General features: G+C 63.6%; 14 protein-coding genes. 6 read left to right on the top strand and 8 right to left on the bottom strand.

Annotation, left to right across the window (positions count from 1 at the left end):
* Positions 1-18 precede the first annotated feature (18 nt).
* Positions 19-213 (bottom strand): hypothetical protein, encoded by a 195-nt coding sequence (locus SynA1562_RS08010; protein WP_186493441.1) that lies wholly within the window; start codon positions 211-213, stop codon positions 19-21.
* A 197-nt stretch (positions 214-410) separates the two neighbouring features.
* On the opposite strand from SynA1562_RS08010, the gene SynA1562_RS08005 reads away from it, so the two are divergent.
* On the top strand, positions 411-698 hold the full coding sequence (locus SynA1562_RS08005) for an RNA-binding protein (RefSeq protein ID WP_011364605.1): 288 nt from the start codon (positions 411-413) through the stop codon (positions 696-698).
* A 3-nt stretch (positions 699-701) separates the two neighbouring features.
* Here the strand turns inward: SynA1562_RS08005 and SynA1562_RS08000 are convergent, their stop codons facing one another.
* Positions 702-896 (bottom strand): hypothetical protein, encoded by a 195-nt coding sequence (locus SynA1562_RS08000; protein ID WP_186493440.1) that lies wholly within the window; start codon positions 894-896, stop codon positions 702-704.
* 101 nt (positions 897-997) lie between these two features.
* Here SynA1562_RS08000 and SynA1562_RS07995 point away from each other — a divergent pair, with 101 nt between their 5' ends.
* The 3 genes from SynA1562_RS07995 to SynA1562_RS07985 all read left to right on the top strand — a co-directional run bounded on the left by SynA1562_RS07995 (position 998) and on the right by SynA1562_RS07985 (position 5,927).
* Entirely contained in the window at positions 998-2,755 is a 1,758-nt protein-coding gene (locus SynA1562_RS07995) for an ABC transporter ATP-binding protein (protein ID WP_186495366.1), read from the top strand.
* Positions 2,756-2,817: 62 nt separating this feature from the next.
* Positions 2,818-4,917 (top strand): cation:proton antiporter, encoded by a 2,100-nt coding sequence (locus tag SynA1562_RS07990; protein WP_186495365.1) that lies wholly within the window; start codon positions 2,818-2,820, stop codon positions 4,915-4,917.
* 65 nt (positions 4,918-4,982) lie between these two features.
* Positions 4,983-5,927 (top strand): LCP family protein, encoded by a 945-nt coding sequence (locus SynA1562_RS07985; RefSeq protein ID WP_186493439.1) that lies wholly within the window; start codon positions 4,983-4,985, stop codon positions 5,925-5,927.
* On the opposite strand, the gene psbP is transcribed toward SynA1562_RS07985, so the two are convergent.
* Entirely contained in the window at positions 5,928-6,509 is a 582-nt protein-coding gene (psbP, locus tag SynA1562_RS07980; RefSeq protein WP_186493438.1) for a photosystem II reaction center PsbP, read from the bottom strand. It abuts the gene before it with no gap.
* Positions 6,510-6,616: 107 nt separating this feature from the next.
* Here psbP and recR point away from each other — a divergent pair, with 107 nt between their 5' ends.
* Both recR and lipA read left to right on the top strand, forming a co-directional pair.
* Entirely contained in the window at positions 6,617-7,192 is a 576-nt protein-coding gene (gene recR, locus SynA1562_RS07975) for a recombination mediator RecR (RefSeq protein ID WP_186495364.1), read from the top strand.
* Positions 7,189-8,088: a lipoyl synthase gene (lipA, locus tag SynA1562_RS07970; protein ID WP_186493437.1), complete on the top strand. Its 900-nt coding sequence runs from the start codon at positions 7,189-7,191 to the stop codon at positions 8,086-8,088. Before recR ends, lipA begins: the two co-directional genes overlap by 4 nt.
* Here the strand turns inward: lipA and SynA1562_RS07965 are convergent.
* The 5 genes from SynA1562_RS07965 to SynA1562_RS07950 form a co-directional block, all read right to left on the bottom strand.
* Entirely contained in the window at positions 8,073-8,570 is a 498-nt protein-coding gene (locus tag SynA1562_RS07965) for a hypothetical protein (protein WP_186495363.1), read from the bottom strand. The genes lipA and SynA1562_RS07965 overlap by 16 nt on opposite strands.
* A gap of 34 nt (positions 8,571-8,604) precedes the next feature.
* On the bottom strand, positions 8,605-9,576 hold the full coding sequence (locus SynA1562_RS07960; RefSeq protein ID WP_186493436.1) for a DUF952 domain-containing protein: 972 nt from the start codon (positions 9,574-9,576) through the stop codon (positions 8,605-8,607).
* A gap of 48 nt (positions 9,577-9,624) precedes the next feature.
* Positions 9,625-10,608 carry a rhodanese-related sulfurtransferase gene (locus SynA1562_RS07955; RefSeq protein ID WP_186493435.1) on the bottom strand — a complete coding sequence of 328 codons (984 nt, stop codon included), beginning with the start codon at positions 10,606-10,608 and terminating at the stop codon, positions 9,625-9,627.
* Between the two features lie 64 nt (positions 10,609-10,672).
* Complete coding sequence (locus SynA1562_RS13030) at positions 10,673-10,798, bottom strand: hypothetical protein (protein ID WP_255445601.1); 126 nt, start codon at positions 10,796-10,798, stop codon at positions 10,673-10,675.
* A 797-nt stretch (positions 10,799-11,595) separates the two neighbouring features.
* On the bottom strand, positions 11,596-12,039 hold the full coding sequence (locus SynA1562_RS07950; RefSeq protein WP_255445600.1) for a cupin domain-containing protein: 444 nt from the start codon (positions 12,037-12,039) through the stop codon (positions 11,596-11,598).
* Between the last annotated feature and the right edge of the window lie 30 nt (positions 12,040-12,069).

Below are 12,069 nucleotides of genomic sequence, written 5' to 3'. Positions count from 1 at the left end.
CCGGGGGATCAAGAACGGTCAGAGATGGCTCACCTGAACAGTGGCCTCGGGCTGTAACAGAGCCAATTTCTCCACCACCTGAATCAACTCGATCTGCTCGCTCGGCGTGGCCTGCCGGATCAAGTTGTTGAGCAGCACAAGTTTGTCCACTGGATCCAGCTCTCCATCAGCGGTCCAGCTCAGAGCCTGGAAACAAAGGCCGTCGAATGTCATCTCTCTCCTGTGTCAGGGTCTTCTGACAATGGGGTGGATGGCTCAGTTGCTGGCGAGTCTTCGCAATTGCTTCTTTTTTTTGTGTTGATTCGTGCGACTGCCCTGTAACGTCATCGGGTTCACGCTTGAGCACTGGCCCTTTCCGAGCTTTCGGAACCGGCTCAAGCGACTGAGCACGTTCAACGGTTCCACGGTCCATGACCATCTACATCGGCAATCTTTCGTTCCAGGCGGAGCAGGAGCACCTCTTCGATCTCTTCAGTGAGTACGGCGAGGTCAAGAACTGCAGCCTGCCCCTGGACCGTGAGACCGGCCGCAAACGCGGTTTCGCTTTCGTCGAGATGGTCAACGATGCCGATGAGCAGAAAGCCATCGACGACCTTCAGGACGTGGAGTGGATGGGCCGGATGATCCGCGTCAGCAAAGCCACCCCCCGGGAGCGCTCCGGCGGCCCCCGTGGTGGTGGCGGCGGTTACCGCGGCTGAGGTTCAGGCCTCGGCCTCCATCAGGTCCATTTCGATTTCACGCAAGCTCAGCCGACGCAGCACGTTATTGCTGCTGTCTGCTGGGCTTTGCTGATGATCACGGGCGTCCTGGAACTGGGGCAGCACAGCCCGAAGTCCGCGGCGTTTTTGCCGCGCCAGGTAGCGGTGAAAGCGGTTGAACGACCTTGATCGGCTCATGGCACCTCCTTCAGTTGTGGTTCTGTTGTAGTGCGTCTTCAGGGGTGAAAACCGTGTCGGAAGGAACCCTCAGGAAAGCTTCAGCAATTCGCTCCCCCCTGATGCGGTTGTTGGGCCATCTGGCGCCCCAACGCCGCCTGGTGGTTGCAGCGGTGACCTGCTCCCTGCTCAACAAGCTGTTCGATCTGGCGCCGCCGATCTTGATCGGCTTGGCGGTGGATGTGGTGTTGCTCAAGGAGCAGTCCGTGCTGGCGGGTTTCGGGCTCAAGACCGCCGGCCAGCAACTGTGGGGTCTGGCCCTGCTCACCTTTGTGATCTGGGCGGCGGAGTCGCTGTTCGAGTACCTCTACGACGTGCTCTGGCGCAACCTGGCGCAAACCACCCAGCACAGCCTGAGGCTCGAGGCCTACGACCATCTGCAGAAGCTGGAGCTGGCCTTTTTCGAGCAGGACAGCACCGGCCGCCTGATGGCGGTGCTCAATGACGACATCAACCAGCTCGAACGGTTTCTGGATCGGGGTGCCAATCAGATCCTGCAGTTGATCACCACCGTGCTGGTGGTGGGCATTGGCATGGCGATGGTGGCGCCGGAGGTGGCGCTGTTCGCCTACCTGCCGATCCCGGTGATTCTCTGGGGTTCGCTGCATTTCCAGCGCCAGCTGGCGCCGCGCTACCGGGAGGTGCGGGCCCGGGTGGGCGATCTCTCCTCCCGGCTCGCCAACAACCTGGGGGGGATGCTCACGATCAAGAGCTTCACCGCTGAAGCTCTTGAACTGGAGCGCCTGCGGGCGGAAAGCCTGGCCTACCGCCAGAGCAATGCCCGGGCGATTCGTCTCTCGGCGGCCTTCATCCCCTTGATTCGCTTCGCGATTTTGTTCGCCTTCCTGGCGATCCTGTTGATCGGTGGGTTCAAGGCTCTGGCCGGTGAACTGCCGGTGGCCACCTACAGCGTTCTGGTGTTCATCACCCAGCGGCTGCTCTGGCCGTTAACCGCCATAGGCCGAACGCTGGATGAATACCAGCGCTCGATGGCCTCCACGCAACGGGTGCTTGATCTGATTGACACGCCAGTGTTGATCCAGGGAGGAACGGTGCCGGTGGATCCGCAGCGGCTGCGGGGTGAGATTCGCTTTGAAGCGGTGGATTTCGGCTATGCCGGTCGAGCAACGCTGCTGCAGGGCTTCGATCTCACCGTGCCGGCGGGATCGACCCTTGGCATCGTCGGGGCAACGGGCTCCGGCAAGAGCACCGTGGTGAAGCTGCTCTTGCGGCTGTACGAGCGTGATGGCGGACGCATCTGCCTGGATGGGGTCCCCATCGACAGGCTGCAGCTGCAGGACCTGCGCCGCTGCATCGCCCTGGTGAGTCAGGACGTCTACCTCTTCCACGGCACCGTGGCCGACAACATCGCCTATGGGGTCGCGGATCCCGATCCGCTGGCGATTGAGCAGGCCGCTCGCCTGGCGGAAGCCGCTGGCTTCATCGACGCCTTGCCCCAGGGGTACGACACCCTGGTGGGGGAGCGGGGGCAGCGCCTCTCGGGCGGACAACGCCAGCGCATCGCCCTGGCCCGCGCCATCCTCAAGGATGCACCGGTGCTGGTGCTTGATGAAGCCACTGCAGCAGTGGACAACGACACCGAAGCCGCGATTCAGCGCTCCTTGGCGCAGATCACCCAGCAGCGCACCACCGTGGTGATCGCCCACCGGCTCAGCACGGTTCGCTATGCCGACTGGATTGTGGTGATGGACCAGGGCCGGATTGTGGAGCAGGGTTGCCACGACAGCCTGGTGGCCCAGGGCGGCATCTACACCAACCTCTGGCAGGTGCAGGCCGGCGAAGGGGTTATCGCTTCCTGAAGCAGCTGTTGTTGCCGTCAGATCCGGCGACCATGCTGGGTCTGCAAGCCGGCGGTGCAGCCATGGCCATGCAGGCCTCGATCAGCCATGTCATGCATCACCCCCTCGGGGTGTTTTCACTGTTGGTGGCGATCAGTGCGGCGGTGCCGCCGCTGATCCGGCGGCTGGGTCTGCCCGATCTGGTGGGCTTGCTGGCGGCTGGCGTGGTGGTGGGTCCCCACGCTTTGAACTGGGTCGACAGCAGCAGCGAAACGGTGCGGCTCCTCTCCGATCTCGGGGCGGTGTATCTGCTGTTCACGATGGGTCTTGAGATTGACCTCGAGGAGTTCAACCGGGTCAAGCGCCGCTCGTTCATCTATGGCCTGCTGATCCTGTTGATCGGCGTGGGCACGGGCGTGTCCATCGGCCTGATGGCGGGCTTCGCCTCGGTGTCGTGCCTGTTGCTCGGTGCCCTGATGGCCACCCACACCCCTTTGGGCTATCCGATCGTGCGCAGTTACGGCGCCCAGAAGGATGAGTCGGTGGTGGTGAGCGTGGGCAGCACGATCTTCACCGACATCGTGGCCCTGCTGCTCCTGGCGGTGGGGCTGGGGCTGGGCCAGGGCAGCCTCAGCGGACTGGGCCTGGGCCTGCTGCTGCTCAAGATCGGTGGCTTCGCTCTGGTGGTGGTGATCGGCATCCGCTGGCTCGGCCGGCGCCTGGTGCTGCGGGGCATCAGCGATGAAAACCGGATGGTGCTCGCTGTTCTGGTGGCCCTGTTCCTGGCGTCCCTGGGGGCTGAGCTGGCCGGCGTCGAGAAGATTGTCGGCGCCTTTCTGGCTGGTCTGGCGGTGAATTCCGTGCTGCCCGAGGGCCGGGTGAAGGAACAGTTGATTTTTGTGGGTGGGGTGTTGTTCATCCCGATCTTCTTCATCGATCTGGGATTGCTGCTGGATCTGGGCAGCCTTGGCGACAGCTTGGGCAACTTTCAGTTCACCGCGCTGATGCTGGTGGGGGCCATCGGCGGCAAGGGTCTGGCGTCCTGGCTCAGCGGACGGCTGTTCGGTTACCGCCGCGCCCAGATCCTGATGATGTGGTCGCTGACGATGCCCAAGGTGGCGGCGACCCTGGCCACGGCCTTCATCGGCTACCAGGCGGGTCTGCTCAATCAGACCGTGCTCAACAGCGTGCTGGCGGTGATGGTGGTGACGGCCACTCTTGGGCCGATCCTCACCGAGCAATCGGTGACACGGCTCAAGGATCCCAGGCCTGATGCGGTGCCGGTCAGCTTCGGTGAGGAGGCGGCGGTGCTGGATGGCGTCAATGAGGTGGTGCAGCGCCCCCTGCGCATCGTGGTGCCGGTGGCCAACCCCAGCACTGAGAAGGGATTGTTGAGCATGGCGGCCCGCCTGGTGCAGGGCTCATCGGGGGCTGAAGGGTTGCTGCTTCCCCTGGCAATGGTGAATCCCAGCCTCGAAGAGATGCGCGGTGGGTTGAACCGGGCCGTTGCCGCAGCGCGCGGACGCCTCAGCACAGCGGAGAGCATCGGTGCCCAGTTGGCGGTGCCCACCCGCAGCCTGCTGCGGCTGGATGAAGACATCGCCGGTGGCATGAGCCGCACGGCCTTGGAACAGGCTGCGGATCTGTTGCTGATCGGTGCAGCCCGCAGCGATCAACTCCGGGCCTGGCTGATGGGCGACATCGTCGATGGGGTTTGCCGCACGGCCCACTGCCCGGTGGTGGTGGTGAATCTGGGCCGTGAGACCGATAGCGGCCTGGGCCGGATCCTTGTTCCGATCAAAGACCTCTCCGCCAGCGCCCGCGAGCAGTTTGAACTGGCGCTGCGGGTGATCAATTCAGCCCCGGAGGATCAGCGCGTCCGGATCACCCTGCTGCATGTGCACGATCCCCGCTTCAGCGGGCAGGACCGTCATTGGATGGAACAGCAGTTGATCCGCTGGCGCCCGCCGGGCATCCCTGAGGAGCGGTTTCACATCGTGATCGTGCGGGGGCCCGGCATCGATGGGGCCATTCATCGCCTCAGCCGCGAACACGACCTGGTGATCCTGCGCACCCAGCGCAGGCGGGTGGCCGGTCTGCCGATTCCCGGCAGTGATCGCACCAGCAAATTGATCCGCCAGCTGCCCTGCGCCTCGATGGTGATCAGCGACCCCTTGGTTTAAAGGAGGGCTTCGCCCCCTACCCGAGATGGGACGAGCGCGCCAAGATGCTGCATAGCGTGTGTTCCATGCCACAAGCCCCCCCTGCTAAGGCGTCCTCCGTGGCCATGAACTGGCCGGTGGCTGCTGCTGTGGTGGCGGGTCTCAGCGGCGGTCTGATCCTCTCGGTTCCCCTGAGCCGGTTGATCACAGCGCCATCCAGCACGGAAGATGAATCCTTCGCGTTGCCTCAACCCGCGCCGCTGGCCAACCCGTTTGCTGGCTGGACCGGCTTCGGGGCCAGGGAGGTGGTGGTGCTGGGCCGGGACCGCTCCGGCAGCAACACCGATGTGATCTTCACGGTGCGGGTGGATGGCACCACCACGTCGATCACCCAGATCCCCCGCGACAGCTACATCGATGCCGAGGGCTTCGGTGGCATCAAGCTCAATGCGTTGATGGCCTACGGCGGAGTGGAGGCGGTGGAGCGGGAGTTGTCCCGCCTGATGAACCGCCCGATCCGCCACCACATCGTGGTGCGCCTGGATGCGCTTGAAACTCTGGCCAACCTGGTGGGAGGCATCGAAGTGGACGTTCCCAAGCGCCTGTATTACGTCGATCGCAGCCAGAACCTGGTGATTGATCTGCAGCCAGGCCCCCAGCTGTTGAAGGGCAAGGATCTGGAGGGTTTTCTGCGTTGGCGCAACGATGGCCGCGGCGATTTCGGCCGGCTGGAACGGCAGCAGCTGGCCTTGAAGGGGCTGTTTGAGCAGATGAAACAACCGCAGAATCTGATCCGCCTGCCGGCGTTGATCACCGCTGCGGGCCAGGCCTTGCAGACGGATCTGGGGCCGATGGAACTGGGTGGATTGATCACCGCCATGGGCACCACCGATCTACAGGCTTCCAGCCTGAAGGCTGTTCCGTTCAATGCCGATGGCATCAGCTACTTGGACACGGAGTGGCCGGCGACGTCGAGCAGTGGCACCGATGCCCGTGAAGCCGGTGAGGGGGGCTTCCGGTTCTTGTTCTGATCAGATCAGCAGGGTCAGTGAGCGCACCACCCGGCTGCAGAGGTCGCCAACCTTGCCCCAGCGGTCTTCGTTGACGCTGGTGGCCAGGGTGTAGAGCCGGCCCCGATCCACCACCACGGTCGCCAGCTCGTGGCGGTCTCGGTCTTCTAAGTGCACGGCGTATTCCAGGTCGTAGAAGGTGTGGCCATTCACCTCACGTTCCTGTGCTTCCACCAGCTCAGCGGTGCGGCCGCTGCCGGCGGTGGCGATCACCTCACGGCGCAGGCGCTCGCCAACGGCCACGGCGCTGCCCAGTTCACTCAGCTCGTTGTCTTCGTTCACCTTGTTGATCATCAGGCTCACGGTTTCATCGCTGTGGATCAGGTCGTGAAACACCACACGGGGGCCGTTGCTCACCTGCACCTCGGTCCAACCGGTGGGATAGAGGAAGGCGAAACGGCCATCCGGGCTTTGGTACGACTGCAGCCCTGCCGTCGGTCCTGCTGCGCAGGCCCCCAGCACCAGTGCCAGGACGCCGCAAAGGATCACGCGACTCAGAGACTGGAGGAGCTGCATCAGCGGGGCGATCAATCCACGGGCCATTCTGCCGTTGAGGCCTGATGGTCGTGACCACTGTTGCGGCAGATGATCTCCGCAACTCCTACATTTCCCGAATCGGCGGCAGATCCCTGAGCGGCTTCACCAAACCGTTGGCCCGGCTGATTGATCAGTTCGAGCGTCTGCCTGGCATCGGCCCGCGCACGGCCCAGCGGCTTGCGCTGCACCTGTTGAACCAACCGCAGGAGCAGATCCATCAGTTCGCAGATGCTCTGTTGGCGGCCCGCGCCCAGGTGGGTCAGTGCCAGACCTGCTTCCACCTCTCCGCGGATCCCGAATGTGAGATCTGCCGCAATCCCGAGCGCCGCAACGGCGTGATCTGCGTCGTGGCCGATTCCCGCGATCTTCTGGCGCTGGAGCGCACCCGTGAATTTCAGGGGCGCTACCACGTGCTCGGTGGACTGATCTCACCCATGGACGGCATCGGCCCGGAGTTGCTGCACGTCACCGAATTGGTGCAGCGCATCACCAACGAGGAGATCAGTGAGGTGATCCTGGCCCTCACCCCCAGCGTGGAAGGGGACACCACCAGCTTGTATCTGGGGCGGTTGCTCAAGCCCTTCTGTTCGGTGAGCAGGATCGCCTATGGCCTGCCGATGGGCAGTGAACTGGAATACGCCGACGAGGTCACCCTCAGCCGCGCCCTGGAGGGGCGCCGGCCGCTATGAGCAAGTACAGCGCCATCCCTCCGGTCGAGCGATTGCCGGACTGGCTGCGGCGACCGATCGGCAACGCCTCGGAGTTGGAGCGGGTGCAGGGGCTGGTGAAGCAGAACCGCCTGCACACCATCTGTGAGGAGGGGCGCTGCCCCAACCGCGGCGAGTGTTATGCCGCCGGAACGGCGACGTTTCTTTTGGGTGGCTCGATCTGCACCCGCAGCTGTGCCTTCTGCCAGGTGGACAAGGGCCAGGCCCCGATGCCGGTGGATGCCGCCGAAGCCGAGCGGGTGGCCGATGCGGTGGAGGCGATGCAGCTCCGTTATGTGGTGCTCACGGCAGTGGCCCGCGATGATCTCGCCGATCACGGCGCCAGCCTGTTCACCAGCACCATGGCGGCGATCCGAGCCCGCAATCCGCTGATCGCCTTGGAGGTGCTCACCCCCGATTTCTGGGGGGGTGTGGCGGATCACGCTCAGGCCTTGGCGGCCCAACGGCAGCGGCTGGCCACAGTGCTTGCGGCCCAGCCGGTGTGCTTCAACCACAACCTGGAAACGGTGCAGCGTTTGCAGGGGGAGGTGCGCCGCGGTGCCACCTATGAACGATCCCTGGGTTTACTGGCGGCTGCCCGTGAGTTGGCGCCGGAGATCCCCACCAAGAGTGGTCTGATGCTCGGCCTGGGGGAAAGCCGCGAGGAGGTGATCGCCACCCTCCACGACCTCCGCAGCGTGGATTGCCAACGGATCACCCTGGGTCAGTACCTGCGCCCCTCGCTGGAGCACATTCCGGTGGCCCGCTACTGGACGCCGCAGGAGTTCGATGCGCTGGCGGATGTGGCCCGAGAGCTGGGCTTTGCCCAGGTGCGCAGTGGTCCGCTGGTGCGCAGCAGCTATCACGCCGCCGACTGACGCCAGCCCCGCAGACTGCGCTCCAGCACGGTGGATAGATCACCACTCATCAAAGCACCGGCGCCGCCCCAGACCATGCGCAGGGGCAGATCCCAGAGCGCTGCTTCCACATCGCGAGTTTTGCTGAAGCCGCGTTGGCGGAAGTAGCGCACCAGCCGGCGGTGCTGCTGCTCGTCGTCGCGGATGGCCAGCAACCGGGCCCGTGAGCAGGGTGTGGCCTCCTGGGCCCAGGCCATGGTGGCTGCCCAGACCAGATCCCCTACGCCGGTAGGCGCCTTTGGCATCACCCGCATCGTGTCGAGCTGCAGGCCCGTGGCGGCGGAATAGGCCCATCCCTTCATTTCCCCCAGCAGCAGCAGGCTGCCGCTGGCGGCTTGCTGGGCCACCACCAGCCGCAGGCTCCACAGCCCCAGGGGGCGGCCCACCTGCAACCTCAGCAGTAGGCCCCGTTCACGGGCCTCGGCTTCTAATTGCTCAAGCATCGATCGGGAGCTGGCCACGGTCATGGTCGTCCAGTCATGCTGCCGCGGGCATGCTGCCGACCGAGCGCACTGCCGTCAGGGGCAGCGGCCCGTAGAGATGGGGGAACAGTTCGCCAGTGGGGATGGCATCGGCCCGCAGCGGGGCGTTCACGGCCGCGGGATCAATCTCCAGCAGCAGCACCTCGCCGGCGTCGGCATAAAAGCGCTCAAAGGTGGCCTGCACCTGCTCCTGCCAGGAGCAGTGGATGAAGCCCACCTGCTCCAACGTCATCCCCCGGGTGGAGATGCGGTAGCTGCCGCTGACCTGGGCGGCCTGCCAGTCGGTTTTGAGAGCCAGGTGAAACAGCGGCTGATCCAGGGGCACCGCCACGGCATCGGCAGGGAAGTGGTGTTGTTGCCCCCCGGCACTCCAGGGGTCGGCCCGCTGCATCAGCCGTTCGAAGCGGGGATCCTCGAGGAAACGCTGGAGCCAGTGGCGCAGGGCTTCCAGGCTGTTGTCGTTGTCGAATCCCTCGGGATCGGCGATGCGCCACTGCCGCACGAACGGCCAGAGGGCGGCATCGGCCAGCGAGCAGTGTGTGCCCAGCAACCAGCCCAGATCAGCGATCCTCTGGTTCCACTTCTGAAGGATGGCCAGGCCAGCGGCGCGTTGCTCGTCTTTGTTGGTGCCGGGGTAGCGGTCGGTGTACTTGAAGCGGTCGAGATGATGTTTGAACGCGCCGTCGTTCTGCTCGATCAGCGCTGAGGCGTCGCCGCCGTTGTGCAGCTCGCGAGGGTCCGCCTGATCCAGGGCCCAGTGCATTACCCCCAGGCTTTCCTCGATTACGCTGCCATCCGGCAGCACCAACACGGGCACCGTGCCCTTGGGGGAAACCGCCAACATCTCTGCCGGTTTGGCCTTCAGTGCGATCTCCCGCCACTGCACCAATAGTCCTGCCTCCAGCAGAGCCCAGCGGGCGCGCATGGCGTAAGGGCAGCGTCGAAAGCTGTAGAGGATCGGCAGCACGGCATCGGGGTGGTCCCTTGCAGGGATTGTCCGATGCGGCCTGACGGCTCAGGCCTGCTGCCGGTTGATCTTGTGGTTTTCGATCTGACGTTTATCGATCTGGCGTTGCCGCATGGCGAAGCGTTCCCGGTCGGCATCGCTGAAGCGATCCACGCAGTGCAGGCACTGCACCCCCTTGATGTAGCTCGGCAGTGCGCGTTGCTGGGCTGACACCGGCAGGCCGCAGGCGTGGCAAAGGCTGTGCTCTCCTGGTTCCAGCCGGTGGTTCAGCGCCACCCGTTGATCAAAAACAAAGCACTCCCCTTGCCAGCGGCTCTCGGCCTCTGGCACCTGCTCGAGGTACTTGAGGATGCCGCCGCGCAGGTGGTGCACCTCCCCGAAACCCTGTTGCTGCAGATAGCTGCTGGCTTTCTCGCAGCGGATCCCACCGGTGCAGAACATGGCGATGCGTTTGCTGCCCTGCCGTTCGATCAGGGGCCGCAGCGTGGACTCTGCCCATTGCGGGAAGTCTCGGAAGCTCTCGGTGCTGGGGTCGATGGCCCCCTCGAACGTGCCGATCGCCGTTTCGTAGCTGTTGCGGGTGTCGATCACCAGGGTGTCGGGATCATCCACCAGGGCATTCCAGTGTTCGGGTTCCACGTAGGTGCCCACGCTGGTGCTGGGATCCACGCTGGCCACGCCGATGGTCACGATTTCCTTTTTGCGGCGGGCCTTGAAGCGTCGGAACACCGGTTTGTTGGCCCAGCTGCGCTTCACCTCGAGCCGTGCGTAGTGGTCGTCGCCCAGATCCAACGAGGCGCGCAGGTGATTCAGCACCGCATCAACAGCTGATTCCGGTCCACTGATCGTGCCGTTCACTCCTTCATGGGCCACCAATACCGAGCCGAGCACGCTGCCATTGCGGGCCAGGGTCGGCAAGCTGCTCAGCAATGTCTCCCGACGCTCGTCATCCAGGGGCGTGAAGGCATAAAACGCCGCCACCAAGAGTCGGCTGTCGTTCGCCAGCCCAGGCTCCAGGTTGCTCGGGTTCACGCTGTTACGGGTTTAACAGTCCTCCAGCCTGCATCAGGCCGGGTCATGCCCCCGTGGTTCGTCCTCAGGCCTTCTTGCTGATGCGCACCGAAGCCGGCTTCAGGGGACAGGCCAGGGCATGGAAGGGCTTGTGTCCCCCTTCAAAGATCAGGCTTCCCATGGGTTGAGCGTTGGCGCTGTCGATCTTCATGGCTTAGCCACAGACCAGCACGGTGTAGCTCAACCGGGATGCCACCCACAATGAGTGTTTTGTGCAGTGTTCCTGCTCGCTGACAGGGCCTGGTCCGTCAGATTTGCTCCTAGGGACTTCTGCCGATTCCATTTGGACGGTGCTTTTCGATACGCCCAGGGGCGTGTGTTCGATGCCATCACAGAAGGGTGCTTCGCTTCCGTCCATGGCCCTCGCCTTGCTGGCTGTTGTCTTCACAGCAACAGCCATTGGAACGGTGTTTCACGACAAGTACTGACTGCACGTCGCGATGGAAATCCTTTTCCTGGCGCTGATCATCACCGCGACCGTGGTGAAGGAAGTTTCAGCCAGATCTCAATGCCGGTGATGGTGGTGACGCTGCCGGTCGTCTTTGACGGTTTCAAGGATCACGGAAAGAACAAACAGTCCCAGCAGTGATGGAAGGACGATTGGATCAATCACGGCGCCTCATGGAAGGGCTGGTTCCGGTCTAGCCCTGTCCCCACGTCGCTTGTGTGCCAGTCAAGAGATCTTTATAAGGGCTGCTTTGGGGTGGCGTCCATCCCCCATTCGGGGGAAAGACGATGGTCCAGCAATCCCTCAGTTGAGGGAGGTTGTGTCCGGTGCCGTAGCCCTAGACCACCTGGAGACGAAGTCAAACCAGCGATGGTTCTTGTCTTGGCGGCGATCCTGATTGGTGTTTATGCCAATGCCATTCGGATCATTCATTCCGATGACCCATGAACGTTCATCTCTCGTCAGATGGGACGAGGCTTTTGATCAAGTGAAGTGATCGCTTATTGCATCGGAACCATGTTCGGCAGGCCTTCAACACTGGCAAAGGTCACCAGCGCCTCTGCCGGTTCAGAGCCTTTGTTGGTCACATAGTGCGGTTCATCCGGATGGCCCTCGAGGAAGCCATCACCAGGCCGCACCACGCTCACAACCTCGTTGCCGTCCACCAGGCGCACGTTGGTCATCGCGCCCTTGGTCACCACAACAACCACGGGTGATGGATGGGTGTGGAGCGGAATCGTTGCTCCCACCGGCAGGCCGACGCGAACCACCCGCATCTCCGGTGTTCCTTGCGGATAGGCCACCACCCGATTGCCGGGGGTACGACTCGCCTTGAACAACTCCTGAATCTCAGGCTGAGGAGCAGCCTGCACGCTGCTGGCCAGGAGCATCAGCCCAGCGGCCCAGCCAACTTGTTTGAGGTGCATTGTTTCGGAGCGATGCACCGTCTTAATCGATTTGTTGAAACTTGCCCT

Source organism: Synechococcus sp. A15-62 (assembly GCF_014280075.1).
Taxonomy (GTDB): Bacteria; Cyanobacteriota; Cyanobacteriia; order PCC-6307; family Cyanobiaceae; genus Parasynechococcus.
Note: the sequence above shows the minus strand (reverse complement) of the source record. Positions and strands in the feature narration are given on the sequence as shown.

Bases quoted from the DNA above. Each gene is read 5' to 3' on its own strand.
- SynA1562_RS08005 (WP_011364605.1), top strand. From the start codon at position 411: ATGACCATCTACATCGGCAATCTTTCGTTCCAGGCGGAGCAGGAGCAC.
- SynA1562_RS07965 (WP_186495363.1), bottom strand. From the start codon at position 8,570: ATGCTTGAGCAATTAGAAGCCGAGGCCCGTGAACGGGGCCTACTGCTG.
- SynA1562_RS07990 (WP_186495365.1), top strand. From the start codon at position 2,818: ATGGCCATGCAGGCCTCGATCAGCCATGTCATGCATCACCCCCTCGGG.
- lipA (WP_186493437.1), top strand. From the start codon at position 7,189: ATGAGCAAGTACAGCGCCATCCCTCCGGTCGAGCGATTGCCGGACTGG.
- SynA1562_RS07995 (WP_186495366.1), top strand. From the start codon at position 998: ATGCGGTTGTTGGGCCATCTGGCGCCCCAACGCCGCCTGGTGGTTGCA.
- psbP (WP_186493438.1), bottom strand. From the start codon at position 6,509: ATGGCCCGTGGATTGATCGCCCCGCTGATGCAGCTCCTCCAGTCTCTG.
- SynA1562_RS07985 (WP_186493439.1), top strand. From the start codon at position 4,983: ATGCCACAAGCCCCCCCTGCTAAGGCGTCCTCCGTGGCCATGAACTGG.
- SynA1562_RS08000 (WP_186493440.1), bottom strand. From the start codon at position 896: ATGAGCCGATCAAGGTCGTTCAACCGCTTTCACCGCTACCTGGCGCGG.
- SynA1562_RS13030 (WP_255445601.1), bottom strand. From the start codon at position 10,798: ATGAAGATCGACAGCGCCAACGCTCAACCCATGGGAAGCCTGATCTTT.
- SynA1562_RS08010 (WP_186493441.1), bottom strand. From the start codon at position 213: ATGACATTCGACGGCCTTTGTTTCCAGGCTCTGAGCTGGACCGCTGAT.